This is a genomic window from Candidatus Cloacimonadota bacterium (assembly GCA_028706475.1).
GTDB lineage: Bacteria > Cloacimonadota > Cloacimonadia > Cloacimonadales > Cloacimonadaceae > UBA5456.
The window spans coordinates 132,192-159,064 of sequence record JAQWBI010000001.1 but is presented as its reverse complement, the minus strand read 5'-3'; the positions used below and the strand labels follow the sequence as shown (position 1 = coordinate 159,064).

General features: G+C 48.4%; 17 protein-coding genes. All 17 read right to left on the bottom strand.

The features are described from left to right. Positions 1–112 precede the first annotated feature (112 nt). Entirely contained in the window at positions 113–2,140 is a 2,028-nt protein-coding gene (locus tag PHF32_00745) for an SUMF1/EgtB/PvdO family nonheme iron enzyme (protein ID MDD4559259.1), read from the bottom strand. A 12-nt stretch (positions 2,141–2,152) separates the two neighbouring features. Further along, positions 2,153–5,278: an isoleucine--tRNA ligase gene (gene ileS / locus PHF32_00740; protein MDD4559258.1), complete on the bottom strand. Its 3,126-nt coding sequence runs from the start codon at positions 5,276–5,278 to the stop codon at positions 2,153–2,155. Between the two features lie 3 nt (positions 5,279–5,281). Next, positions 5,282–5,644, bottom strand: coding sequence for a hypothetical protein (locus PHF32_00735; protein ID MDD4559257.1), 363 nt, complete (start codon positions 5,642–5,644; stop codon positions 5,282–5,284). Between the two features lie 134 nt (positions 5,645–5,778). Then, positions 5,779–6,090 (bottom strand): hypothetical protein, encoded by a 312-nt coding sequence (locus PHF32_00730; protein ID MDD4559256.1) that lies wholly within the window; start codon positions 6,088–6,090, stop codon positions 5,779–5,781. A gap of 552 nt (positions 6,091–6,642) precedes the next feature. Further along, on the bottom strand, positions 6,643–7,995 hold the full coding sequence (locus PHF32_00725; GenBank protein ID MDD4559255.1) for a sigma-54 dependent transcriptional regulator: 1,353 nt from the start codon (positions 7,993–7,995) through the stop codon (positions 6,643–6,645). After that, complete coding sequence (locus tag PHF32_00720) at positions 7,992–9,146, bottom strand: HAMP domain-containing sensor histidine kinase (GenBank protein MDD4559254.1); 1,155 nt, start codon at positions 9,144–9,146, stop codon at positions 7,992–7,994. Before PHF32_00720 ends, PHF32_00725 begins: the two co-directional genes overlap by 4 nt. 4 nt (positions 9,147–9,150) lie before the next feature. Continuing rightward, positions 9,151–9,708: a hypothetical protein gene (locus PHF32_00715; protein MDD4559253.1), complete on the bottom strand. Its 558-nt coding sequence runs from the start codon at positions 9,706–9,708 to the stop codon at positions 9,151–9,153. A gap of 12 nt (positions 9,709–9,720) precedes the next feature. Beyond that, positions 9,721–10,161, bottom strand: a complete 441-nt coding sequence (locus tag PHF32_00710) for an Hsp20/alpha crystallin family protein (GenBank protein ID MDD4559252.1) — start codon at positions 10,159–10,161, stop codon at positions 9,721–9,723. Between the two features lie 32 nt (positions 10,162–10,193). Continuing rightward, positions 10,194–11,534, bottom strand: a complete 1,341-nt coding sequence (locus tag PHF32_00705; protein MDD4559251.1) for a DUF4139 domain-containing protein — start codon at positions 11,532–11,534, stop codon at positions 10,194–10,196. 138 nt (positions 11,535–11,672) lie between these two features. Then, complete coding sequence (gene smpB / locus PHF32_00700; protein ID MDD4559250.1) at positions 11,673–12,125, bottom strand: SsrA-binding protein SmpB; 453 nt, start codon at positions 12,123–12,125, stop codon at positions 11,673–11,675. Continuing rightward, entirely contained in the window at positions 12,122–13,441 is a 1,320-nt protein-coding gene (locus tag PHF32_00695) for an amidohydrolase family protein (protein MDD4559249.1), read from the bottom strand. Before PHF32_00695 ends, smpB begins: the two co-directional genes overlap by 4 nt. Continuing rightward, a complete protein-coding gene (gene mtnA / locus PHF32_00690; GenBank protein MDD4559248.1) occupies positions 13,438–14,472 on the bottom strand; it encodes an S-methyl-5-thioribose-1-phosphate isomerase in 1,035 nt (344 codons plus the stop codon). Before mtnA ends, PHF32_00695 begins: the two co-directional genes overlap by 4 nt. A 456-nt stretch (positions 14,473–14,928) precedes the next feature. Continuing rightward, positions 14,929–21,747, bottom strand: coding sequence for a choice-of-anchor D domain-containing protein (locus tag PHF32_00685; GenBank protein MDD4559247.1), 6,819 nt, complete (start codon positions 21,745–21,747; stop codon positions 14,929–14,931). A 282-nt stretch (positions 21,748–22,029) separates the two neighbouring features. Beyond that, the gene (locus PHF32_00680) at positions 22,030–22,926 is read right to left on the bottom strand and encodes a SagB/ThcOx family dehydrogenase (protein ID MDD4559246.1); all 897 of its coding nucleotides are present in this window, start codon (positions 22,924–22,926) and stop codon (positions 22,030–22,032) included. Positions 22,927–22,945: 19 nt separating this feature from the next. Then, on the bottom strand, positions 22,946–24,001 hold the full coding sequence (locus PHF32_00675) for a mannose-1-phosphate guanylyltransferase (GenBank protein MDD4559245.1): 1,056 nt from the start codon (positions 23,999–24,001) through the stop codon (positions 22,946–22,948). 17 nt (positions 24,002–24,018) lie between these two features. Next, positions 24,019–24,630 carry an outer-membrane lipoprotein carrier protein LolA gene (locus tag PHF32_00670; protein ID MDD4559244.1) on the bottom strand — a complete coding sequence of 204 codons (612 nt, stop codon included), beginning with the start codon at positions 24,628–24,630 and terminating at the stop codon, positions 24,019–24,021. Further along, positions 24,617–26,860, bottom strand: coding sequence for a DNA translocase FtsK (locus PHF32_00665; GenBank protein MDD4559243.1), 2,244 nt, complete (start codon positions 26,858–26,860; stop codon positions 24,617–24,619). The genes PHF32_00670 and PHF32_00665 overlap by 14 nt, the downstream gene beginning before the upstream one ends. Positions 26,861–26,873: the final 13 nt, after the last annotated feature.

Genomic DNA, 26,873 nt, shown 5'->3' with positions numbered 1-26,873 from the left:
TCAGATCGTCACGCTTCACCGCACAAGCATTGCTTTTGGAACAGACAATAGTGCGTCTTCGATCATGCGGCTCGTTTACAGAGCTTGATCCGGCTGCGGAACCGATCTGGCGCTACTTGCTTCTCGCCAACCTGAAGCCCACGAAGGGATAGCCCCGGTTGGGATCTCCTTTTTCACGCCAGAGGATATTCAGATTGCGACCTTCGCTGTTCATCACGTTGCCACCGCGGATGGTCTTCTGAGTTCCGGTGGCAGGCCCATTCGGATTTACAAAAGTGGGCAATGCGCGGATGTAATTTGCATCATACCAATCCCAAACCCATTCCGATACATTACCGCTGCAATCGTAGAGGCCAAAGGCATTTGCGTCCTTTAGACCAGGTTGACGCAGCTTTCCGGCGGAGTTATCTCTATACCATGCCACGTCCTCAGGATCGTCCGAGCCACTGTAATTGAAGAGTTTACCAGCTTTGGCAGCATATTCCCATTCCGCTTCGGTAGGCAGACGGTAGCCGTTTGCGTCAAAATCGCAGGTTACCACTCTGGAAGCGCCCACACCGCGGATTTTGTAAGCTGGTGTGAGTCCTTGTTCTTCACTCAAGCCATTACAGAAAATAGCGATATCGAACCAACTGACATTGTCCACCGGCAGTTTATTGCCTACTTCGCTTACCTTTGCTGGCTTCATCAAGCGGTTCCATTCCGCCTGAGTTAGTTCGTACTTGCTGATGTAGAAGCCAGATAGCGATACATTATGGGCCTGATTGTCACTTAATCTGCCAAATCCATAGGTTCCGGGCTCTATGTAGACGAAGTTCGCTCCGGGGCGTTTGGGCTTGATTACAGGAGCAGGAGCGGGACTTTCTACGCTGGTGTCAATACTTCGACGGGGATCAATTCGGGGTTGATCATCGAACCTTTTCAGCTCTCCATAAGTGGTTTGTGCAGGACTTCGTCCTTCCCTCGGCGGAAGCTTTGCCGCTGGGGCACGCAGGCTGTCATCATCGGCAGAATCGCTCCCGAAGCTGAATCCGGTATATTGCAGTTTATCACCCTTTGCCCCAAACAGAACTGTGTAAATATTGGTGGTAAAGAGCATGGCAATGGCTATGATCACCACTATCACCAAGGCCCAAAATCCATATTCTATACGGGCACGCGGCATAGACCTTGCAGTAGAGTCCTGTCCTGTATCCAGAACCATGGTATCCTGCTGTACAACCAGTTCAGCCCCCTCCACGGGAGGTAACTTTCCGATTGCCTGTTCCAGCTCTTCCAGGCTGCCATAGCGTTGAACAATATTACGATGCAAGGCCTCAGACAGAACTTTGTTCAGGTTCACACTTACGCCCACAATGGGCATAAACTTGTTTGAGCGCAGCCTGTCTTCATCATACAGCCGTTGAATTACCGGGTTTTTAGCCAAAATCTGAGCCATGATCTTTGCCACTATGTAAACATCTTCCCTTTCGTCCACGTCTTCATAATGGATGCCGCTGGTGAGGATTATCAGTTCCCCATCTTCCTTCACCATTACTCCATTCAAGGTAAGGCTGGATATGGTGAGACCATGATTCCGCACGGCTTTCCCGATTTGGATCAGCTTCAAGCCCAGTTCTCGCACCATGTTTTCGGTGATGCGTTCCGGATTATATTTCCGCAGCTCTGCCAAAGACACTCCGTGCACATATTCCACCGCCATATATGCCGGTGAGTGGCTTTGATTTACTTCCACCACTTTGGCAATACGGGTATCTTTCAGATTGTTCAGGCGGGACAGGCGCATTTGCAGGTTCACTAGGGTATGCATATTATGAAAGCTGGATTTGTAGAAAACCTTCAATACGTATTCACGACCGTCTTTTTCGGCTATATATTTAATGCCTTCAGAATCCTTGTTCATCATGCGCAGAATCTTGTAAGAATGGAATTCATCCCCAGGATCCAGCAGAGTGAAATTGGTGTTCACTTCCTCCCTGGCTTCCTTGATATCCGGCGCTACGCTACTTACTTCAACGCTGGAGACGGCATCTAGCTCTACAGACTGATCTACCTTCTCACCGCAGTTTGGGCAAAACTTCGCCTTTTCGGGGATCTTTGTACCACAGTTTATACAGTAATGTATGATGATTTCCTCCAATTATCCTGCCGGTCAGGCTCCGGACTTCAGTACCAAGAGTCCGACCTCCCGTCCATTGATATCGATCAAGGGCAGATCACTATCTTTAGACAGTAAGATCTCGTCTGCCAAGGTTTCGCTCTTTATGAAGCCGCTATATTCTGCAATGGCGGCCTCTATTTCGCTATCCGCATAGTATTTCACCTGGATGCGGTCCATGATATCAAAGCCTTGATCCTTGCGGGAATACTGAATCTTATTGACCAGTTCACGAGCATACCCTTCCCGCAACAATTCTTCATTCAAAGATGTATCCAAAGCCACAAAGATATCCCTCATGGTAGCAAACTGATATCCTTCCCGAGGACGTATCTGAACCAGGAGGTCTTCCTCCAAAAGGCTGATCTTCTGGCCCCCCAGCTCAAATTCATAGGGCAGATTCCGGGCAAATGCCCTTAACGCAGGCCCAGCATCCACAGTCTCCAGAAAAGTAGCAATGGCTTTCATCTGCTTACCGTATTTGGGACCCATCACCTTGAACTGCGGCTTCAACTCATATTGCACAAAGTCGCTGTCTTCTTCCACATAACGGATGTGATGGATATTCACTTCTTCTTGCACCAGCGGCAGCATTTTGTCTAAAGATGCGCGCAGCTTTGCCGACACATACATCTCACCCAAAGGCTGACGTATCTTGATATTGGCTTCGCCACGAGCGGTTCTGCCCAAGGATACTACATCGATTACTGCCTGCATATCGCTTTCCAGCGCTTTATTGATGTAGCGTTTATCGCTTTTGGGATAGTCTTCCAGATGCACGCTATCCCCGGCACAAAGACTTTGGAACAGCTCTTCGGAGAGATAGGGCACAAAGGGTGCGATCAGTTTCGCGGTCTCAGCCAGTACCATATACAGTGTACGATACGCCTCCACTTTGTCCTGATCCAGCTCGAAGCTCCAGAATCTGCGTCTGCTTCTACGTACATACCAGTTCGAAAGTTCATCTATTACAAAGTCCTGTATTGCACGCACAGACTTTGTAAATTCATATATTTCAGTGTATTCCCGCACATCTGCTATCAGCGAATGCAGACGGGATATGATCCAGCGGTCTATCTCTGCCTCACGAACCCAGTCAGAAGGGTACTTTGAGGCGTCAAATCCGTCGATATTGGCATAAGTGGCATAGAATGAGTAGACGTTTTTCAGAGTGCCGACAAACTTGCTCTGAATCTCCCGGACTCCATCCACGTCAAAGCGCGTGGGAACCCAGGGCGGGCTTACTTCCAGCAAATACCAGCGGATGGCATCAGCACCATGTTCATCCATCAATTGGATGGGATCAACGCTGTTGCCGCGGGTTTTACTCATCTTCTGGCCTTTTTTATCCAGAATGAGGTCGTTCACCAGGCAGCTTTTGAAGGACGATTTCCCTTTTAGCAGAGTAGCAATGGTGAGCATGCTATAGAACCAGCCGCGGGTCTGATCTATACCTTCGGATATGAAGTCGGCGGGGAAGAGCTCAGTATCGAATCTATCTGCGTTTTCAAAGGGATAGTGCCACTGTGCAAAGGGCATGGAGCCGCTGTCGAACCAGCAATCTATCACTTCCGGAGTACGGTGCATTTTGCCCCTGCATTTATCGCAGGTCAAGAGCACTTCGTCGATGTAGGGACGGTGCAGTTCCATATCTTCGCTTACTGCTTCGCCATTGGCTTTTATTCCCCGTTCCCACAGTTCCTTGCGGGAGCCTACGGAGCTTTTGTGACCGCAATCGTCACAGACCCAGATATTCAGTGGAGTTCCCCAAAAACGATCCCGGGATAGCGCCCAGTCAACATTGTTCTCCAGCCAATCACCAAATCTTTTTTCTCCCACAAAGGACGGATACCACTTTATCTTGCGATTTTCTTCCAAGAGCTGTTCTTTAAAGAGCGTGGTGCGTATATACCAGCTTTCGCGAGCATAATAGATCAGTGGACTGTTGCAGCGCCAGCAATGCGGATAGTTGTGCTTGATCTGTTCACGGCGATAGAGGCTGCCGCTTTCTTTGAGACTACGGATGATGTCTTTATCGGCAGTCTTCACAAAAACACCGGCCCAGGGGCTTACCTGCTCGTTAAACTTACCTTCGCCATTTACTGGATTCACAAATGGCAGGTCATATTTTTGCCCCAATGAATAGTCGTCTGCACCAAAAGCCGGTGCAGTATGCACTATTCCCGTGCCGTCACTCATAGTCACATAATCCGCACAACCAATAAACCAGGCGTCCTTATTCACAGGCACAAAGCGGAAGAGCGGTTCATAACGGCGACGTTCCAGATCCTTGCCCTTCAGTCGCTTGATGACCTCATATTCGCCATCCAATACCCCAAGACGCGCTTCTGCCAGATACAAGTTTTGCTGATGATGCGTCACTAAAACATAATCTTCATCCGGATGCACTGCCAGAGCCACATTTGAGATTAGCGTCCATGGCGTGGTGGTCCAGGCCAGGTAGTATGTATTGTCTTCGTCCAAAGCTTTGAAACGCACATACACAGAGGGATCTTCCACATCCTTGTACCCTTGCGCCACTTCATGAGAAGAAAGCGGGGTACCGCAGGAAGGGCAATATGGCACAATCTTGTGTTCCTTGAAGATCAGATCGCGCTGGAAAAAGTTGTTCAATATCCACCAGACGGACTCTATATAGTTGTTGTCCAGGGTGATGTAGGGGTTATCCAGATCTATCCAATAGGCCATCAGCTCGGTCATTTTACGCCAGAGCTTTTCGTAAGCGAACACGGAATTGCGGCACTCTTTACAAAATGCTTCCAAACCGTATGCTTCGATGGCTTTTTTATCTTCCAGACCCAGCATTTTTTCTACTTCGATCTCCACGGGCAAGCCATGGGTATCCCAGCCGGCTTTGCGTTTCACTTGAAAACCGGTCATAGTTTTGTAGCGGCAGACCACGTCTTTCAAGGTTCGTGCCATGACATGGTGGATACCGGGTTTGCCATTTGCCGTAGGTGGGCCTTCATAAAATATGAACTGGGGATTGCCTTCGCGGCAATCTATGCTTTTTTGCGCGGTATTGTGCTGTGTCCAAAAGGTGCGCACCCGGGCTTCCAAATCACGGGGATTTTCTTTGAGGTCTATACTTTTATACATTGCTTAGATTTTCTTTGCTCTTCCTGTTCTTTTAGGACCCGGCACATAGGCTGTTTTGCCTACGGGATGGGCTTTTTTGTGTTCATATGCTTGTTGTGCGGGATGTTCTTCTGCGGTTTCGGTTTCAGCGTTTTCTTCAAACAGCTCGCTAAAATGCTCTTTCAATTCTTCGTGTTCGCTTACATACTGTTTCCAATCTTCCATAGCGGCATCAATGTCCACGCAGCGATGGCAAAGTATCAGCAGGTTTTGCTCAGATACTCCGATCCATCCGCGATCATAACACTCGTCACAGCGTTTTTTCTTACGATGATCCAGGGCTATTTTCTTCGCCACATCCAGGTGCTTTTCTTCCAATGTAAACATACATATCTCCTTCTTTGAGATGCCATTACTGACACAATGGCCAGCTTAACTGCGGCAATTCTGTCAGTTTGTGCCACTATTTTGGATAGCGCAAATTTGTAAAAGCTTTTTTTCGTGAGCGTAGAGATAAAGGCTTAAACTTTCTTATTGCGGCCCTTACTGCTGTTTTGCGGTTCTGGCTTTATCTTCGGCTCTGCTGTAGCTTTCTCTTCACTCTCCGCGCGTGTCACAGAGTCAAATTGCATGGGGCTATCGATAATAGATTTCTTCATCTCAACCTTCACAATAGGTTGCAAACGATGAGTTACGATAAAGAGATTTTTCTCTTTGCTGAGCGCTAGCTTCTCTTCTGCGCTCATTGCGTCGATTTCATTGAGGTTCACGATCCGATCAATCTTGCCGCTCGCCATATCCACGATCTGCACAAATTGTTGTTTCTCTGCCATGAACTCCACCTCCAGTGTGTATTTTTCGGGGAATCTTGTTACAATATCCAGTACAAAACTAAGATATTGGGTTTGATGACTACTATACCAGAATCTGAAGGCACGACATCTAGACACACGCTGGCACACCGAACATAATTCGGGCGCTATTTGACGGTGTCGTTTTACTTCGCAATGCAAGATTCTGGGTTTTTTCACAAAATAACCATCCATATATCGTCTATTCCTTGTCAAGGCTTGTTTTCGTTGGCTTTCCCGCATACATTCAGAGCACATCCGAAACCCTTCTCAAACCATTCCACGAAAATGCTTCGAATTTTTGCGGGGACCCCGGTTATCCTCAAAAAATGATGATCTGAGTGCCATTCATCCTCTCTGTACCAGGCAGTACCGAACCAGATATAAAGCCGTTATCAAGCAGTGATCACTCGATGATAACCCGATGATATCTGCTTCGGTACAGCTCTATGCAGTGGGGGAAATCGGTAAATATAGAGCGGAAAACCTCTGTGTGGGACAGGAATATTGATGGGGGGGGGGGGTAGAGAATTGTTAACGGATACCCAGTTCGCTCAGTTTACGGGATAGATTGCTCTGTTGCAAGCCCAGCGCTTCTGCGGTCTTCGATACATTCCCGTTATAGCGCTCCAATTGCTTGCTGAGGTAGCGGATCTCGAATTCCTTTTTCTTGTCCTGAAACGATGCAGTTTCGCTCCAGAACAGCGAGTCGCCCTCTGTCTTTGGGCTGCTGTCCGGGATCATGCCGCCAAGGTTTGCGGCACTCAAGAAATCCATATCGCAGAGCAGGTAGATGCGTTCCATGATGTTCTTCAATTCGCGCACATTACCGGGATAGTGATATCGCTGCATTTCGGCCAAGGCATCCGCACTGAAGCTTTTAACTTTCATGCCCAATTCGAGGGCCAGATCTTTGGCAAAGTGTTCTATCAGCAGCGGAATGTCGCTCTTTCGTTCCCTGAGGGGTGGGCTGGTGATGGGTACTACGTTTAAGCGATAGAAGAGATCTTCCCGAAAGCTGCCGTTTTGCACCATTTCGGATAGATTTTTGTTGGTTGCGGCGATTACTCTTACGTCGATTTTCCGGGTCAGATTGCTGCCCACGCGCTCAAATTCACCCTCCTGAATCACCCTCAAGATCTTGGCTTGCGCCGCCAGCTCCATATCACCAATCTCATCCAGAAACAGAGTGCCACCATCCGCCTCTTCCAGTTTTCCCTTTTTACGGGCATCAGCACCGGTGAAAGCGCCTTTTTCAAAGCCGAAGAGTTCGCTCTCGATGAGTTCCCGCGGGATTGCGGCGCAATTGAACTTTGTGAAGGCTTTGTCCGCACGGTTGCTACGCATGTGAATCAAGCGGGCAATCAGCTCTTTACCGGTGCCGCTTTCGCCCTGGATCAGGATCTTGGATGCACTGGGAGCAACCCGGTTGATGAGGCGGTTTAGCTCCTGCATCACAGGACTTTGGCCTATCATGCGCCAGCCGCGCTCGCTGTCGGCTTGCATCCGCATAACTTGCAGGGATAGCTTGTAATAATCCAAGGCTTTGGCTACGGTAATCTTGATCTTGGGCAGTGAGAGCGGTTTTTCCAGGAAGTCAAACGCGCCCAGCTTGATGGCCTTCACAGCGTCGCTGATATTGCTGTTTCCGGAGATCATGATCACGGGGATCTTCGGTGCCAGACTCTTGATCTTTTCCAGGGCGTCGATGCCGTTGCCATCGGGTAGTTTCACATCCAGCAAGACCGCATCGGGATCCTCGTCGTCGAAGGCCGCCAATCCCTGGCGGATATTGCCGAAGCTGATCACGTCGTAGCCTTCGTCCTCCAGGATTCCAGTGAGGCTGAGACGGATGTTTTTTTCGTCATCGATGATGAGGATTTTCACGCTGTGTGTTCCTCGATGATGATGGTAAACTCGCTGCCTTCACCCTTTTTGCTCTTCACTCTTAAGATAGCGCTGTTTGCTTCGCATAGTTTCTTCACCAGCGCCAGGCCGAGACCGGTGCCCTTGGTCTTTTTGCTGAAATAGGGTTCAAATATGCGTGAGAGATCGGCGGGATCGATACCGCTGCCTTCATCTTTGATGCTAAGCACCACATAGGAGTGTTCACCGTGCAGATTGATGCTGATGGGCTTGCCGTCCTCTGAGGCATCAATGGCATTTTGCAGGATGTTTGTAATCACCTGATAAAAGTGAGTTTTATCGAAAGTGATACTCAGATTGTCGTTTAGATTCAGCTCAATAGAATAGTTTTGGCAATAGGATTTCACGATCTCGCGGATTACCAGAGCGGGATTGAACTGTTCCCGATCGGGTTGACTAGCCTTGGCATAGCTGCTAAAATCCTGTGCCAATAGCCGCAGATTCTCGATTTCCTGGCTGATGATGGAAATAGTTTCTGGCAGCAGGTCTTTGACGCTGTCAGGATCGCTCTGAAAGCGTTCCTCCAGGCGTTGAACCACCAGTTGAATAGGGGTGAGCGGATTCTTGATTTCGTGGGCAAGGATGCGAGAGAGGTCTTTCCAGATCATCTCTTTTTCTGCTACCAAGAGCTTGTTTTGGATGTTTTCAAGCTCGCGGGACATCACATTGAAGCTGCTCTTGAGCTCGCGGATTTCTCGGATACCGGTATCGGGCAGATGCACGCTGAAATTGCCTTCTCGAATTTGGTCGGTTGCCATCTTTAGCTCCCGCAAGGGTTTACTGAGCCAAATGATCGCTAGGATAAAGATGGCGCTGGATGCTAACATCACCAAAAGCAGAACCACGGAGGTAACCAACCGGGAATTCCCCAAAGCAACATTCAACAGTGCTTTGGACGCATCGTATTCGCGCATGATATCCCCGGCTTTCAGTGAGTCCTCATTTGTGTAAAAACGTATCTCGCGCAGCCGTTCGCTCAATTCCATGCCTTCGATGGCCAGATGAATCTCTTCCTGTTTTGCTTGAAAGGCTGCATTCAGCAGCATCAGACCACCAATGGAGACGCTCAGAAAGAGAATTATAATAGTGGAACGGAATCCCAGTTGCTTCATATAGTTAACCTCTGTGTTGCGCTTTGTGCAGATTTACAGTGCTTTTTGCGCTTGGCTTTTTATACTTCCACAATACCATCAGATCCACATCCTTATCCGTTTTGTTAAAGCGCAATTTGGGCAATTTTGCTTCTATCCGGATGCTCACATCCCCCCAATTCTTTCGATAGGGAACACTAACGCTGAAATGAGACACTTCCTGGATGATCTCTTCCATGGATTTAGTTAATAAAGCCGTACCGCCCATGCCTTTGTCCAATTGGTACACACCTTTTGCGGTATCGAAAGTAACCGTGTGAGTGAAGCGGCTCTGCCCCAAGATACGGCTACCCTTGCGAATGCTGATCGTAAAGTGTATGGGTATGGGTGTTCCAGAACTGAAGATACTGGGAAAATCGTTGTCAAATGCGGAGACAAGCTTGCTGCTAATGAAGAGATAGCTATCGTTTTTTGCAATCTTCAAGGGTTCAAAGCGGGGATCGTTCCCTTCAAACGACGAGAACATCAAGAGCGAGAAAGCAACGATTCCCGATAGTACTTTAGCTCCCAAAGCTTCCAGCATCAGACCTGCCCGCTATAAGATCGGAATGATACGCTCCACTACGGGAGCGAGGTTGAAAGCAATGCGTAGGATACCGTTAATATAGCTCACTTTTGGGTTTTCTTTGTCTATCTCCGCATCCGGAAAGTATATCTTTCGTTCAAAGTGCCCAGTTTCAATCTCCATATTGAAATAGCTCACGGGACATGTTTTGGCAGGGAAGCTGCGCTGTCCGCTAATGCGTAAGTATTCCGGACTCAGGGAGATGGAAATCTCGTCCTTCTCCACTCCCGCCAGCTCTGCCACCACTATCCATTCGCTATCGGTAAGAAACACGTCACAGCGGGGATGCCATGCTTCATCGATGGCATCTTCTATGGCCAGGGGGTCTCCATTGATGGCATTCACTTCCCCCAGAAGCTTCAACATTTCCCGGTGTATGCCCACAAGATTGGAAAATATCCTCTCGCACATTTGATAAACCTCCTCAGATGTATCTTATCACTTTACCATTCACTCCGTTCACGGAAGAAGAAGTTATACTCGGTATTGGGCTCCATATTCACGGTAAAAGTAATTGTGTTTTTCACTTCATCCAGTGCATAACGACGTTCAGATTGCACTATGCGCGAATTTCCGGAAAGCTGGTGGACCACATTGATACTCTTGCTTTCGGTGCTGTTGTTCCTCAGGTTTACATGGATTTCACGCTCTGAAGCTCTCTGGGAGATGGTGCGCTGATTGCGTACCGAGGAGCTTGCCACCAGGTCAAAGGCTTTGCCAGTATTGATGCTGATCTCTTCATTACGGCCGGTGTGATTGATACTGTCTTCCCCTATGAACTCCATATTGCCATCGCTGTCTTCCTTGTAGATCTTGAATACACCTTTGGGAAGGGGTTTACCAAAGCCCATATCTTCGGTATTTACAAATTTGATCATGCTGTTCACACTGCTACTGAATGTCCTGAATTCATATACTGATTGAGCGGTGACATTTTGGGTGGGGTACAGTTCCAATTGCTTGGTCTGATTGTTTGCAAATGATACTTTTTGATCCAGAGTGTACATGTGAAAATCGTGGAAGGCTTTTTCCTCAAAAGCAGGTGCCGTCATACTGCCTGCGGCACTATCTTCCATCATCTCATAATTTAGCGCCCTGCTGTATTTCTGCTGTACCTGGTTCACATCTCCGGCGATCAGCTTCAGATTTATATCTTCAAATGCTTTGCCGGAGCGGTTGTTGATGGTTACCCAGCTGTTCAGATGCAGCTTTTCTTCGTCCCACACAGCATTATAGGTTACATCCCAGGAGAATCCTCCGCTGAGGTAGCTAAGCATGACCGGGAAACTTCCGGTTTTGGGAGCGATCAGATTCCAGGCCAGAGTGGGCTTAGTGTAGAAATTTGAGGGCAAGGATGCCAATTGGATCCACTGCACTTCGCCATCTGCTATTATCAGCAAGCGTCCGGAACCTTCTTCAATAATGCCCAGGCTGCTGCCGTCGTAGAATTTGAGAATCCCGCGCAGGTTGGATTGATCTTTGGTAACTGCCAGCACTTCCTGATCCAGATACTTGGCCATAATCTGATGTTTGCCGGCTAAGTCGTATTCATAGTTCTGCTCTGCCACGCGTAGACCGTCGCTTTTCACGATCACGGATGCAGGCATTATGCGGGATGTGATGTCGTCGAAGTTGTACTTCTGCAGCCCTTTTTCCAGTTCCAATTCAAATTGGGAACGGATCAGAGAAAGGTCGTCGTTGTATATGGTAATCCAATCTTCTGCAATCAAAGGCCTAGAGCAGAGGCTAATGATGATGATACTGAGAATAAGCCGGTAATTCATTTGAGGCTCCTTTTATTTGCTTACTTAAATCCCTGTATAATGTTACGATGATAACAGATTATTCCATGCTGCACAGATGTGTCAAGCAAAGAATTTGCTATCATTTCCATACTACCCGTCATTTGTGCAAATCCTGCATCAATTCTGTCTTTCAGAGCGCAGGCTCCGCTCTTTATCGAGTTGCATATCTTTCTGTTGAAGGGCATCCCGCTTGTCGAAGGTCTTTTTCCCTTTGGCCAGCGCAATGGTGAGCTTACATAGTCCTTTATCATTGATATATATCTCCAGAGGTACCAGCGTCATACCTTGCTCCTCTACTTTGGCTTTGATGCGGCGGATTTCGTGGCGGTTGAGCAAGAGACGGCGGGGGCGCTCGGCTTCATGATTGAAATAGGCAGCTTTTTCCCAAGGCGAGATGTGAAAATTCATCAACCAGCATTGCCCATCCTTGATCTTGGCAAAGCTGTCTTTGAAGTTTATCATGCCGGCGCGGATGGACTTTATCTCCGTTCCTTTCAGTGAGATTCCGGCTTCAAACCTTTGCACCACGCTATATTCGTGCAAGGCTTTACGGTTTTGGATAGCTCTCATTTATTCAACTCTTTTATTATCTTCACCTTGTATTCATTTGCGGTATGCACCAATTCTGCTTCATCCAAATTCACCAATTGGTAGTTCTTCACCACGTAGGTGCCGTCTACCATTACATCCCGCATCTGATGGGAGCCCATGGCATAGAGTAATTGGGAATAGGGATTGTAGAGCGGGCTGCTTTGCAGATTTTGAGTATCGATGATGCATAAATCTGCAGCTTTACCGATCTCCAGACTGCCCAGACTGTCTTCTTTGCCCAGAGCTTTGGCAGCTTCAATAGTGATGTGGGCGAATGCCTCCCGTGCTGGCATAAACTCCGGATCGGCAGTCAGTGTTTTGTGCAGCTTGGCAGTGGTGGAAAGCTCTTCCAGCAGATCAAGATTGTTGTTGCTGGCCACTCCGTCGCTACCCAGAGCATAGCATACTCCATGCTCGTTCATCGCTTTTAGGGGGGCAAATCCGCTGGCAAGCTTCAAATTGCTGTCTGTACATACAGCCACGGCAGAATTGCTCTTTCCCAGCCGCTTCAATTCTTCAGGGCTTAGCCACACACCGTGGGCAAACAGGCATTTGTTTTCCAGCCAACCCAGATCCGCCAGATAATCCAGAGGCCTTGTGCCATGAGTTTTCAGGCAGTCTTCCAATTCCCCCCTGGTTTCACTGAGATGAGTATGCAGCAGCCAATTGTGCTTCAGGGCAAATTCTGCAGCAGATTGCAGTAAATCTTTGGAGCAGGTATAGATGGCGTGAGGGGCAAAAGCGCAATCTGCTAACGGGAAATCCTGGCAATAGTCCTGAAGATCCAGCATCCGGGCTTCATACAAAGCCGTACCAACGTTGCTATCGCGTTCGATGATTGCGTCGGAAACGATCACTCGCATCCCGACCCGTGAACAGGCCTGCACTATCCTTTCACAGTGAAAATACATGTCATTGGTAAGACAAATCCCGTTTTTCAACATCTCTGCCGCACCGTGCAGGCTGGCGTCGTACACAAAGTCCGCATTCACCATACGTGCTTCCAAAGGCCAGATGTATTCTCCCAGCCATTTATTCAGCGCCATATCATCTGCCAAACCCCTGAAATAGGTCATGGGCAGATGGCTGTGTGCGTTTATCAGAGCGGGAATAATCAGACAATCAAAGCCGTTTTGAAGGTAATCGGCCTCGTAATCCCCGATAAGCTCCAAGGGCAGGATATCCACAATCTTTCCACCATCAATACAGATAAAGTGATCTTCCAAAACCCGAAATGAGGCATCCATGCAGAGGATCGTGCCACCTTTGATAATGTGTTCATAATGTTTTTTCATAATTGTACCTTTTGCGCTGCAGTTTCCGGTTCAAATACTCCTTTGGGGCTAATGATGCCGGTGATGTAGGCAGCTGGAGTGATGTCAAAGGCAGGATTTAGCGCTGGAGAAGCGGGATTTGCCGTGCAGACATCAGCTATGCATTTGATTTCAGATTCGTCCCTGATCTCGATGGGAATGTCTTCACCTTTCTGGCAGCCGAAATCGAAAGTACTAAGGGGGGCGGCAATGTAAAAGGGGACTTCGTGAGCTTTTGCCAAAACCGCTTTCTCGTATGTGCCAATCTTGTTTGCCACATCACCGTTTAAGCAGATGCGGTCTGCCCCGGTGATTACGATATCGATTTCATTCTTCCAAAAATAGAAACCGCTGGCACTGTCCGCAATAATGGCGTGCGGAATGCCTTCCTGTTCCAGTTCATACGCCGTTAAACGAGAACCTTGAAAGCGGGGACGTGTCTCATCCACGTACACAAAGATGCTTTTGCCCTGCTTGTGAGCCTGACGTATCACCGATAGCGCCGTGCCGTAATCCACAGTGGCCAAAGCCCCGGCGTTGCAGTGTGTAAGGATGCGATAACCGTCCTGAATCAATTCCGCACCTACATTACCCAATTCCAGGCACTCTGCTGCGCTGCGATTGGCATATTCATTGGCTGCCATAAGCGCCACATTGCGAGCATGATCTATATCCGGGATAAACTTTAGAGTGCTCTCATATACGAAATTTACGCCAATGGAGAGGTCCACTGCCGTAGGACGTGCCAAAAGCAATTCATTACGGGCACTTCTCAGATAGGTGCGAAACTTTTCCTGCGGAGCGGAGAGGGCAGCCAAAGCAAGGCCATATGCAGCGGCAGCACCGATCGCCGGAGCTCCGCGCACCGTCATATCCCGGATAGCGGTTACCACTTCCATATAGGTGCCAAATTCACGAATACAGAAGTTGAATGGCAGCCTGTTCTGATCTATAATGTTCAGGCGGTTTCGCTCGAACCATACTGAGCGGTATTCTTGTCCGTTTATTTGCATTTTGTCTCCAGTAGTCAATGTAAAAGAACAAGTCTGAATAGTAGTGCTGATTGTGTCAATGAATTGTTACATCCGGCACTTTCCATATCCCCAATCCAATGCATGCTTGTACTTGCGACTCGTCAAGACACGAAGGTCGTTTAGCTACCGGGCTACCAAACTCCAATTTGCCAGATACTTCTGCCGATAATTCAGAAGCTTCATTCCCCCTTTGGTTTATCTATACTTGAACCTGATATTATCGGGTTATCATCGAGTGAACATAGGATGATAACGGCTTGATATCAGCTTCAACACTGTATCAAACAAAGGGAAAGAGGAGGGATCAAAAGCTCCCTTCGGTCGCTGTAGCAATAGAGATTAGCGCACCAAGCTAGCCACGACACCAGATATGTGACTGTATATTAAAACAGGCTCCCAAAAACGGGAGCCTGCCATATCACGATAAGCCGAAGCTTATTTCATCATGATCATTTTTTTGGATGAGCTGTATTTACCGGCTGTCATTCTGTAGAAATATACACCGGAGCTTACAGGACGGTTGTTGTTGTCGGTTCCTTTCCAAACCACGCTGTGTTCACCAGCGGCTTTTTCTTCGTTCACCAGACGTTTCACCAATTGTCCTTTCAGGTTGTAGATTTCCACGCTTACAGGACCGGTTTCTCTTACGCTGTAGCGAATGGTGGTTTCCGGGTTGAAGGGGTTCGGGTAGTTGCCCTTCAGTTCGGTCTTCACCACAGGAGTGATTTCATCTTCTGTGGGAGATCCGTCGTCGCTATACACGCCGACATTATCCAGCAAGAAGATAAAGGCATCATTGGATACACATTGGATACCAATGAATACATTCTGTTCGTCGTAAGCCGAGAGATCAAAATAATACTCGGTCCAGTTTCCAGGAACTTGTACAGGGTCTGGGCCAGACACGAACTGGAATAGTTGCGGAATGATGGTTGCAAAGGTGGAAACACCAACTTTGAACTGTTCCATACCATATTCAGTTGTGTGGCTCTTGGCGTAGAATTTGATGCTACTGTTTGTTCCCAGAGAAATACGGTTTGTGATCAACCAGTCTTTATTTGGAGGAGTTGTAGCAGCGAAGCTGGCAGCCATCTTATCTCCCTCATAGGCATCCATTCCTTCGATTGGAGGTACGGTTGAATTTGGGTTGAAGATGATGTATGCCATGGCACTGCCGCTATTCGGGAAATCGATGTTTGTGAAACCATAAGTAGGTGAAGCATCTTGGTCCAGGGTGTTCCACCAACCGAAGGTAGTAGCGAAATCATCGTAGGTTTCAAAGGTCTCCATGAACACTTCTTCACCGAGTTCCACATTCACGTTTACATCGATGGTAACAGGAGTGGTTTCACCTGTGTTGTAAACGGCGCTCACACCATACACATAATCGCCGTTAGGCAGATCGAGATCGGTATAAGTCGTTACTTCAGGATCGTTCACACTTCCGATTTGTTCACCATTGCGATAGACTTTATAACCCATCAGAATCGCACGGGTGTCGCTTCTGGACATATCGATACGTTTTGCGGCAAGATTGCCCTCAGGCATATGCAGAGGCTCTTCATGGATGGGAGACATAGTAATGGCTTTCAGGTTTTGGTTTTGAGCTATCAAGCCTTGAATCAACCAGTTGTAAGGCAGCACAGGATCAGTAATCTGAGTCAGAGTAGTCCAGCCACCTAAGTTCATTAAATTACCCTTTCCTTCTACCACAGGGCCGTCATCGCAACCGGCAGGGTATCCGCCCTGGGTATTGATGCCATAGCCGATCCAGAGTTGCTGTCCGGCAGTAATGGTAATAGGGTTGGAGAGGATCACGGTGTTCCAATTCTCAGTCGTAACGTCAACTACCTGGCTGTGTACCAAAGTTCCGGGAGCTGTAGTGGAACCACCAGTCCAGATCTTCGCAGTGTACACAGCGTCTGCATACATTGGTACGAATTTCATTTGAACCAGAGTTCCACCCACATAGTCGGTAAGGTCACTAGCATCGAAGCGATGGGCTACATCGAAAGTAGCTGCACCGGCTGTGCCAACCATGTTACCCAGAGCAGCTTCATTGTTGCTCCAGGAGATCCAGTCACCGGTAACCGGCGGAACAGGGCTGGTCCAGGTCAGCGTCACATCATTTACATCCACGGTATAAGCCAGATCCTGAGGACCTTCGAGCTCTTCAATCGTTACTTCAAGCATATTTGAAGGTACGGATTCACCACCGGGATAAACCGCTGTAAGAGTGTAGAAATAAGTTCCAAAAGTGGGAACTGTATCCACATGGCTCAAAGCAGCAGGATCGGCGATGGTGGAAACAAGGTTTCCGTCGCGATAGAGCTTGTAAGCTGTGTGTTCACGGGTTACGGTTCTGATTTGTCCTGTCACTTGCAGATCGCCGGCGGGTCTGGGAAGCGGAGCTTCCACGATACCCTTGGAAATGCTGCCAATAGCGCGGTTGTAATCTACGTAACCCTGGATGGACCAGTTGTAATGCAGCACAGGATCAGTAATCTGAGTCAGAGTAGTCCAGCCACCGAAGTTCATCATATTACCTTTGCCTTCCACTTCAGGCCCGGCGTCACAACCGGCAGGATGACCGGTGGTGGTATCTACTCCATAACCGATCCAGAGTTGGCCGGTAGCGGGAATGGCAACGGGATTGGTAAGCTCGATGTCGTTCCATGCTGCAATCACAGGATTGGACACCACTTGAGAGTGTACCAGGGTGGTGGGAGCTGTATTTGAAGTTCCAGTCCATATTTTTATTGTATATGTGCAGCTTGCTTCGTTTGGTACAAACATGACGTTGGTGAGGGTAGAGCCATGGAGGTCTGCCAAATCTGTAGCATCATAACGATGAGCCACGTCGAATTGAGCAGCACTGTTTGTTCCAATAGCGTTTCCGATGGTCTCAGGGTCGCACCAGGTAATCCATTCTCCACTAGGAGGAGGAGTGGGAGCGTCCCAAGCCAAATGCACGTTCATACCAACGACATTTATCAAGTTCAGGTTTGAGGGCGGATAGTGATCATTCGGCAGTTCAACTGCAGAACCGCTGAGGCTGATATTGTGGGCTACACGGGCAAGGTTGTCGGTGACAACCAGAGTGGCTGCGTGTTCACCTGCTGCGGTGGGAGCATAGTTCACTGTAACAGTAAGTGTCTCATTACCGCTGATGTTTGCGGGCAGAGTGGGCAGTGTGTCCAGGTTCATCATGTTGCTTCCGCTGATGCTGATGGCATTGATGGTAAGAGTACCATCGCCTGCATTCGAAATGGTGAAATCCTGGCTGGCTGTTTCGCCTACGTTCAACTCACCAAAGTTATGCTGTGTAGGTGTGATGGCGAAGATCGGGTTATCTATGGGAGTGCCTTCATAGACGGTCACATTGTCCAGATATAAGTCGTTATCACCATTGGATACGGTGGATTCCGCGTAGAATGCGAAGTACTTGATGCCCGAGATACCGGTAAGCGGAATATCGAAATCAGCGCCGGTAGCAGGAATAGCGTCAAGGACATCGGCAGCACCGGTGTTGTTCCATTCACGCAGGATCACAGGGTTAGTCATGTCTGCACTGTCGCTCATGATCACCAGGAATCTGTCATCGGGTTGTTCGCCAATAGATTCTGAAGGATTAGCACTGTTCCAGTCGGTAAGACCCAGGCTTACGCCGAGGACATAGTTGCCATCGGGAATATTTACAGGCGGGGTAATCAGCCAACCGTAACGTGAGGTGCCATAGATGTTGATCTTGGCAGCGTTGTTCTCTGTAGAGCTGTACAACCAGTCACCACGATTCCACTGAGCATTTGTCCCGGTAGGAGTGGGGTACAAACCGCTCATCTGGTTCCATTCAACTGGTACGAAAGGATCGGCTTCTGAAGTGCCAAAATCCTCCAACCAGGGGAAGGTGGAGATGATAGGATCGTAGCAGCTACCAGTAAGATCGATTGTGATCTCTTGGTTACCAGCGGTTACTACTGCGCTTCCAGTGTGGTCACCAACTACTGTAGGCAAGTATACCACTGTGAAGGTTGCGGTTTCAGCAGCACCCAAAGCTACAGGCGTAAAGGGGGCTTCCAATGCGTAAGCAGCACCGGACACTACGACACTACCTACGTTGAGAGTTCCGGCACCATTATTTGTAATAGTGAAGCTCTTGTTATGGGTGGTGTTTATGATCTGGTTGCCAAAGTCCCAGGTAGTGGGGCTTACTGCCAGGATAGGATCAGAAGGCAGATCGCCAAATTGAATCATGATATTGGGGATTGCAGATACCAGGGTTCCGCTTACAGGTATAGCAGGATCTGGATTTGCGCTGTCGCTATAATAGCGAAGGCTACGATTGGCAGTGGTTGCTGTGTTGTAGAAATAGTGTGAATTTCCATCGTAACCGGCAGTGTTTTCGTCCACTGCTATCACCAAGTTATCTGTGTTGTTGTATGTGAAGGGAATATCAAGGATAATCTCGATCCAGCCATCAACTGCAGGAAGGGCTACGTTGCCAGCATATACTTGGGTGAGATCATCAAGAGCCTGCCAAGCTGTACTTGAAGCAAACTCGCTCGAAGAGGTATGACCCATGTAGATCACCCAGTCGTTTGAAGATACGGCTTCTTCATATCCATTCCAGTGATAATAGATCTTCTCGATACGCTGACCGGGCATATTGATCTCGGACTGCATGAAGATGCTCTGAGAATATGTGTAACCATAGAAGGCATTGATGGGCAGGTTTTGATTTACAACACCGTCGCCGATCGTTACCAGACCTTCAGGATTTCCATATGCGCTCAAGGCTACTTCCACAATGGTGCCGGTCTGCACATTGTTCACAGTCAGGGTAGCGGATACGATACCTTCTACACTGAGGGTAGCAGTAACCGGTATGATCACAGACTCTCCGTTTGCCAAAGCAGCAGGAAGGTTTGTAGCATCAATTGTGAACATTGAGGCATTGGGACCGGAGATTGTGAACTCGGAAGCATTCACATTCAAGATACCGGTGCCATCGTTTGCAACGGTAAGATCAACGGGAATAGACGCTGTGCCTTGTACCAGTCTGCCAAAATCTATACTCAGAGGACTGACAGTAAGCACCGGTGAGCTGGGAATTTCACGCACGGTTACGTTGTCCACAAAGAGATCGTTGTCCCCGCCAGATACAGTGGATTCACCGTAGAAAGCAAAGAAGCGAACACCTTGAACATCACCAAGGTTGAGGACTACTTCGGTTCCAGTGTTCGGAATTTGATTGTACACAAATTCACTACCTGCGTTATTCCACTCACGCAGGATCACTGCATCGGTCATACTGGGATTTGTACCCATAGCTACGATGAATTTGTCGTCCAGTTGACCAGTAGGATCTTCGATGGGGTCACCATTGCCGTAGTCGGTAAGACCCAAATCAAAGCTCAACTCGTAACCAGCAGTAGGAATATCTACCGGTGGTGTGATAAGCCAGCCGTTGCGAGAGCTTCCATAGATGTTGATCTTGGCAGCTTTGTTGGCGGGAGTGCTCACATTTAACCAATTACCTTGATTCCACTGTGTTGAGGTTCCGGTGGGAGTGGGATACAATCCACTGAGCTGGCTCCAGTTCAACACAGGCCAATCTGCGGTAACTGTACCGAAATCCACCGTCCATGGGAAGCTTGAGATTGTGGGGTCTGGTCTAGTTGTGAAGCTTTGCACAGTAGCTTGAGGACCGGTACCTGCTCCATTATAAGCTTCCACCGTCCAATAATACGTGGTATTATATGCCAAAGGAGTGGTGAGTGTATAAGGAGATGTCACGTTGGAGGCATATAGGGTAGTTCCGTCCACCGTGTCCAGATAGAGGTTGTAACCTGTGGGTACGCCACCAGTAACAGGAGCTGTCCAGGTGAAAGTGGTATTTTCAACCACATTTATAGCTAGATCAGCAGGAGCTGAGAGGACAGGGGCACCTGGAGCCAGGGGTGTAACATCAGGGCCAAATACACTATCGATATAGAAGCTGCCGGATGTCTGAGAAGTACGGAAGCCAAGATAGTAGTTTCCGGCTATGGTACTGAGATCTGCCACTATTGTTTGCCAGGTATTGGTAGCGCTTACGTTATAGCTGTTCAGAAGAGTCCAGGTCTCACGATCTGAAGAATAAACCAGTTCCAAAGAAGCGGTGAGGCTGGAAATTCTCAGATCAAAGGTAACAGCGTCTCCGGATGCGATAGTAAGCATCGGAGTGGAGAGAGTGAATTGACCTGATGACAAGCCAGACTTGTATGCTGCATAACCTCCGTGTGTGGCTGAAGTAGTGCTTTGACTCCAGCTCGCAGTTCCCACAGAGACCCAACCCGCTGGCGGGACGCTTACTTCGAAACTCTCTGCCAATTGATCTGCATTTGGAGTGCTAAAACTCCATACAGGGCAGTCTTCAGCAGTACCATTGGCATTTTCAGGAACTATCTGCCAGTAGTAGGTGGTGGCAGGGGCAAGATCTGTCAATTCATAGAAGGTTGCCGTTTGGTTTACGAGAAATGCCGGAGTCTCTGTGGTACCAAAATAGAGATTGTATCCGGTAGGCATACCGTCACCGGCAGCCCATCTTAGTGTTACATCTGTGAAAGACACTCCACCGTCAACAGGCCCCAAGAGGGTTGCCGGACTGGGAGGAGTGGTGCTGGGGGTTACGATCTGAATATTGGGACGATTGTAATAAAGAGTCCCGGTTGCCTCTGCAGGAAAAGAATTATCAGCATACTTATATACTGTTTTATAGTCTGTGGTGGCAGTGTAATGGAAATTCGGATAATTACTTATATAATCGCCATCCCAGTTTTCCCACAGTATTTCGATGTTGTCTGTTCCATTCCAGACAAAAGGAGTACTGAACATCACATAATGCCATCCGCCACCGTTGTAGGTAACAGCTGTCATTGCGACATTTTGAAACTCTGTGTTTGCTGGCAAAGTGTTGTCTTCAGGTGCATACATTGCTGCCGTGGTGTGACGGACATATACCCGTTGATCCAAAAATGTGTAATTGGATGGTGTGTTTCCAACACTATAACCGAGACCTGTAATACTACCGGGAGTAAAACCGGCAGTGGCTAGTTCGTCTGCGGTGTAGATGGTTTTGCTCCAGCTGTAATCATATAACCCGTATGCCGGGACATAATTCTGCGTGGAGGTGCCATCTCCGATTGTGTACGTTTCTGCTGCTATAATGCCAAAAAGCATCAAGAGCAAAAACAGAACAGTTGTTTTCTTCATGTCTTTTTCTCCATTTTATGGTTTATTTTTATCCATTTACTGCGCCTTTGCCTGTATCTAAAAACGCATTATCCAATAATTTCCTAATGTTTGTTTCCAGCTTTATCCATCTTATAGTTAGAAATGTATGCACATTTCATTCCCAACCTTACAGCATCATCTGACAACCAGCATCTTCCCAATGATTCAGTAAAGAGATACTTATCCTATCATGAGAATCTTGTAAAGGAGAATATCGGCTCTGTCACACTTCCATGGGCTTGTATCCAGTTTTGTACCGGGTCATTTTTTCTTGCCCAAAGCAGCCACATAGATCACAAACTCTTCGAAACCATCCAAATTCAAGGCCGAATTCAAGCCTTCATCCAGATATGCACCGATCATGCAGCATCCCGCTCCAATAGCCTCTGCTGCCAAATGCAGGTTTTGCCCGATGTGCCCGGCATCCAGATACAGATAGCGATATCCTCGCTGCCCATAACGCCAGGAAGTACGATAGGGCACAGCACTTAAGATGAAATTCACCGCGGCTTTGCTAACCATCTCTTGCCTGAGGCAGCCCTCAAAGATCTTTTGGTGCACCTCAGCGCCTTCTTCCATGAGGATGAGGCAATGCTTGATGGGGTGATAATAGTAGAGTCCGTTCTTGATTCCGCTAACCCGGTGCACATCCAGAAAACATTCAATGGGGTGGCGGCTACCGGCGGACGGGACATTGCGAAAGGTGATTTCCATACGCTCGTTGCTACGAAAATCCCGCGCCCAACTGCTGCAATACAGCAAAAAGGAAAGCTCTTCCATGCTCAGCGGTTCTTCACTGTATTCCCGCAGGCTGCGGCGCTGCGAGATCATGTCTTGCAAGCTCTTATCCTTGAAATCCAGGGTGCCTACTGCCGGCAGTGCAAATAGCTCTCCGCTGCGGGCTTTGATGGCATCAGGACGGGGGATACCCAGTTGTTGATCGCTCTGAACCGCATACACATAGCGGGTCAGCTTCACAAAATCCTGGCCGATGTTTTTGGCTTTGGGACGATCCAGTTCGATCTCTGCCAATACAGGCCGTAAAGCGCTTTCCATCACTTCCAGTTCTTCTGTGCTCATACCGCTTTCCTTGCAGATCTGTTCATGAGTGTAGCCATGAGTTTTGTAATACAGGTAATCAAAGGTTTTGGAATCCATCTTTTATCTCCTAATCGTATCAGAGCAGTTCCGTAAGCTCTTGTTGTTTAAGGTGTTCTACTACATACTTCACGTCTTCGCTGCGGTCTTTGGGCACTATCAGGATGGCATCCCCGGTTTCGATCACACAGAGATTGTCCACTCCGATGATGGCAGTGAATTTATCGCTTTGAATATAGTTGTCGCGGGCATCACGGGCATACAATCCGGCAGAGCTGCAATTTCCCTGAGCATCTCTGTTACTTAGCTCGGCGAGCGCTTTCCAACTGCCCACATCACTCCAGCCCAGATCCACGGGAATCACACAGCGCTGCTCGGCTTTTTCCATGATCCCGATATCGATTGGGATGCGGGGCATCTGCCTGTACAAAGCGCTGATGTCAGCAGAGAAACCATGTTCGCTCCATACAGTGCTGATCTTCGCACAGAGGTCAAAAGCGGGCTTCAGATGGCGTTCAAAGGCCTTGCTGATAGTACCGATAGTCCAGCAAAACATCCCGCTGTTCCAATAGAATCCGCCCTGCTCCAGAAAGACCCTGGCTGTAGCCAGATCAGGCTTTTCTTTGAACCGGCGCACCTCATACAGACCTTCGGAGATCAGCTCTCCGCTTTCTATATACCCATAACCCGTTGCGGGATAATCTGGCACAATCCCAAAAGTAATCAAGCTCCCTTTAGATGCGGCATCCCCGGCCTTATTCAGAGACATCAGAAAGGCATCTCGCTTGCTGATCACATGATCCGCCGGCAGAACGATCATGGCAGTGTCTTCATTATATCGGGACTTCAGATACTCAACACTCAGGGCAATGCAGGGTGCTGTGTTCATCCCAAAAGGCTCTATGATGATGTTCTCCGCTGGCAAAGCGGGCAAGTGTTCGCGTACCAGTTCCGTTTGATTTGCCGCAGTTACGATATAGATGTCTTTTTGCGGGATCATGGGCATCAGACGATCCACCGTCAACTGAATCATAGAGCGGTCTCCTGCCACTTTCAGGAACTGCTTGGGTCTGTTGTTGCGGCTCATAGGCCAAAATCTAGTACCGGATCCCCCTGCCATAATAAGTGCTATCATCTTTCCTCAACCGGCCTTCATTGTTCTATTACACGTGTGTTTTTGGGGTAATCGTATTTCCACACCGAGGGCTCTATCTTCTTATTCCGCACTACATTTGTGAAGCGGTATGACACTTTATTGGCAGATTTATCGGTGTAGCTTAGCTCTTGCACCATACCGGTGGCTGTGTTCAAACGTGCCTCCAGGCTAATGATCAGGGGGTCACTCTTGGGTTTCAGCTCCACCCGGCTGATCCCTTTGGATGTTTCCAGGATTTTTACCGTACTTTTCGTCCAGTAATGTTCTAAAATCTCAATGGGATTCATCTTGTTAAATTCCGGCATCACAGCACTCCTGAACAGCGTACCGGATCCGGCATCGTATAGCTCGGCAAAACCGTTTTGGATCAACAACCGCTGCGTAGATGGTTTGGAAAATTCCATCAGCATGCGATCCTTCTGAAAGTATAGCTTGCCTGTATAACTTACGCTGTGCTTCAATTGGCTGAAGTAATTTACCTGTTGCACATCAGCTTGAAAGCCGCTAAGCCCGGAATAATAGGAAGCAAGCTTGTTGTATAGATCAGCGCTGGTTTGCGCCGTCAAAACCGAACACAATAGCACAAGGACGATGCTAATCTTCTTCATTCAATACTCCCATTCTGATCAGATCATCACGATTTGCCAATACATCACGGGATTTACTACCCAGATGCGGCCCCACAATCTGCGCCTGCTCCAATAGATCCACCAAACGCCCAGCTCTGGCATAACCGATCTTGAAATGACGCTGCAACATGGATACCGATGCCGTTCCACTGCGCACGATTACCCGCGCCGCTTCCGGAAACAGTTCATCGTCCCATTCCACAAAACCGCCGCCCCTGCCACCGTCTTCCAGCTTCAGGCTAAAATCCTGCTTGGGTTTGGGTTGCGTTGCCATATATTCGTTCACCCTGGCAATTTCAGAATCGGACACATAAGCGCCGTGAATGCGCTCCGAAGTCGCCTTTCCCGGAGGCAGAAAGAGCATGTCGCCATTGCCCAAAAGCCGTTCCGCACCTATCATATCTAAAATCACGCGGCTATCCACCCGGGAGGATACCTGAAATGCAATGCGGGCAGGAAAGTTTGCCTTGATAATGCCGGTTATCACTTTGATGGAGGGACGTTGAGTAGCCAAGATCAAGTGAATGCCCACTGCACGTGCCATCTGCGCCAGTCTGGTGATAGGCAGCTCGATATCCTTGCCGCTGGTCATAATCAGATCGGCAAATTCATCCACCACAATCACAATATAGGGCAGGCGTTCCATGCTCACATCCTGGGCATATTTATCGTTATAACCTATTATCTCACGCACTTTCGCCTCTTGCAAGAGTTCATAGCGCCGCTCCATCTCCTTCACCGCCCAATACATGGTTTCCAGAGCCGTATCCGGATCTGTAACCACGCTGCCGATCAGATGAGGCAGATCAGCATAACCCGCCAATTCCACGCGCTTGGGATCGATCAGGATCAGACGCAGGTCATCCGGAGTGGTACGCATTATCAAACTCATCAATATGGTATTGATACATACGGATTTACCGCTGCCCGTGGCACCGGCTATCAATAAATGCGGCATCTTTGCCAAGTCCGTCACAATTGGCCTGCCAGAGATGTCTTTCCCCAGCCCAAAGGCAAGCTTGGATTTATGTTTGCGCATCTCTTCACACAACAACAGGTCTTTCAGATAGATCATATCACGGGTGAGATTCGGGATTTCGATGCCGATAAGCCCACGTCCCGGAATTGGCGCTTGCACGCGAATGGATTTTGCCTTTATCGCCAGAGCCAGATCGTCCGCCAGCGAGGAAAACTTACTTACTTTCACACCCTTTGCCGGTTCCAGTTCATACTGGGTAATGATGGGGCCAATGTTCACATTACGCACTTCAGCCTCGATGCCAAATTCCGCAAGTTTATTCTGCAGAATGGCACTGGTTTCCAATATCTGCGCTTCGATCTCTTTGCGATCTTTATCCGATAGCTTAACCGGGCTTTCCAAAAACTCTTCCACGTTGGGCATCTGATACTCACGATCGTCTTCAAAGCCCTCTAAAACGACCTTTGGTGGTCTTTGCTCCGGCTCCGTACTCTTGGTAGCAATAGGCTCCGCAATCTTCACATTGGGGCTTTCCCGTTCCACATGATCCATTATCTGCGGCTTGGATTCCACTCTGTTCTCCTGCATCGGTGCGCCATCGATCTGCGGACGCTGCGCTTTGCTTTCTTTTGCTCGCGCCATATCTTCCCACATCACCAAGAACCACTGTTTGATGCGCCTCATCTCGATGATCAATAACAGGCTGAGGATCATGGCTCCGATCAATACAATCTTGGCACCTGTATCGCTAAAGACCCCAGAGAGCACCCGATACACAAAAAGCGGTATGATGCTGTGAGAATAACCCGGCTGAGATCCCGCCAGCACAGCTTGTAGGAAAAAGAGCACGAGCACAAGTAAATATGCTTTCTGGCGGATCAGATAATGCTCCGGCTCCACAAAGTATTGAAAGGAAAGGATAGATATGATGATGAAACCAAACAGCGCCAACCAGTAGCCAAAAATATAGATAAACACATACCCGAAGAGGATACCAAAAACCCCCACCGGATTACCGGTATCCTGCCCGGAAGAGCTGAACCAACTGAAGATATTGCCGTTTTCGCGTAAGACCCGCATATCTCCGGCAATACTCTGATATCCGGTCAAAAGGGAGATGATCACCAATATCGAGATCAGACAGATCGCAGCGGCAGTAAACCTTTTGCTGTGAGGCCACAGTGCCAGTGTCTTCTGCTTGCTTTTGGCTCGTTTCTTTTTTGGAGGCATGGCTTTCCTTGCT

Excerpts from the sequence above, each read along its gene's own strand:
- PHF32_00720 (MDD4559254.1), bottom strand. The coding sequence starts at position 9,146 with ATGAAGCAACTGGGATTCCGTTCCACTATTATAATTCTCTTTCTGAGC.
- smpB (MDD4559250.1), bottom strand. The coding sequence starts at position 12,125 with ATGAGAGCTATCCAAAACCGTAAAGCCTTGCACGAATATAGCGTGGTG.
- PHF32_00665 (MDD4559243.1), bottom strand. The coding sequence starts at position 26,860 with ATGCCTCCAAAAAAGAAACGAGCCAAAAGCAAGCAGAAGACACTGGCA.
- PHF32_00670 (MDD4559244.1), bottom strand. The coding sequence starts at position 24,630 with ATGAAGAAGATTAGCATCGTCCTTGTGCTATTGTGTTCGGTTTTGACG.
- PHF32_00685 (MDD4559247.1), bottom strand. The coding sequence starts at position 21,747 with ATGAAGAAAACAACTGTTCTGTTTTTGCTCTTGATGCTTTTTGGCATT.
- mtnA (MDD4559248.1), bottom strand. The coding sequence starts at position 14,472 with ATGCAAATAAACGGACAAGAATACCGCTCAGTATGGTTCGAGCGAAAC.
- PHF32_00710 (MDD4559252.1), bottom strand. The coding sequence starts at position 10,161 with ATGTGCGAGAGGATATTTTCCAATCTTGTGGGCATACACCGGGAAATG.
- PHF32_00675 (MDD4559245.1), bottom strand. The coding sequence starts at position 24,001 with ATGATAGCACTTATTATGGCAGGGGGATCCGGTACTAGATTTTGGCCT.
- PHF32_00730 (MDD4559256.1), bottom strand. The coding sequence starts at position 6,090 with ATGGCAGAGAAACAACAATTTGTGCAGATCGTGGATATGGCGAGCGGC.
- PHF32_00705 (MDD4559251.1), bottom strand. The coding sequence starts at position 11,534 with ATGAATTACCGGCTTATTCTCAGTATCATCATCATTAGCCTCTGCTCT.
- ileS (MDD4559258.1), bottom strand. The coding sequence starts at position 5,278 with ATGTATAAAAGTATAGACCTCAAAGAAAATCCCCGTGATTTGGAAGCC.
- PHF32_00680 (MDD4559246.1), bottom strand. The coding sequence starts at position 22,926 with ATGGATTCCAAAACCTTTGATTACCTGTATTACAAAACTCATGGCTAC.
- PHF32_00715 (MDD4559253.1), bottom strand. The coding sequence starts at position 9,708 with ATGCTGGAAGCTTTGGGAGCTAAAGTACTATCGGGAATCGTTGCTTTC.
- PHF32_00695 (MDD4559249.1), bottom strand. The coding sequence starts at position 13,441 with ATGAAAAAACATTATGAACACATTATCAAAGGTGGCACGATCCTCTGC.
- PHF32_00735 (MDD4559257.1), bottom strand. The coding sequence starts at position 5,644 with ATGTTTACATTGGAAGAAAAGCACCTGGATGTGGCGAAGAAAATAGCC.